Below are 459 nucleotides of genomic sequence, written 5' to 3' on the forward strand. Positions count from 1 at the left end.
CGATCTTTTAATTGATCCACGACCGACAAATAGTCAGCACCGGTACGATCCATTTTATTTACAAATACCATGCGAGGAACTTGGTATTTGTTGGCTTGACGCCATACGGTCTCTGTTTGCGGCTGCACACCAGACGAGCCACACAACACAACCACAGCACCATCCAATACGCGCAAAGAACGCTCTACCTCAATGGTAAAGTCAACGTGCCCCGGCGTATCAATGATATTAATTCTGAACTGATCGAATTGCTGACGCATACCCGACCAAAAACACGTAGTTGCCGCAGAAGTAATGGTAATGCCGCGCTCTTGTTCCTGCTCCATCCAATCCATGGTAGCTGCACCATCGTGCACCTCACCAATCTTATGAGATAGGCCTGTATAGAATAGAATGCGCTCGGTTGTCGTCGTCTTACCCGCATCAACGTGCGCAACGATCCCGATATTTCTGTAACGG

Annotated in this window: 1 protein-coding gene; it reads right to left on the bottom strand. The window is 48.4% G+C overall.

Going from position 1 to position 459, the window contains the following annotated elements:
* Window positions 1-459: GTP-binding protein (locus tag A3762_RS02485; protein WP_156493155.1), on the bottom strand; the 459-nt coding region annotated here is incomplete at both ends.

Source organism: Oleiphilus sp. HI0125, from assembly GCF_001635355.1.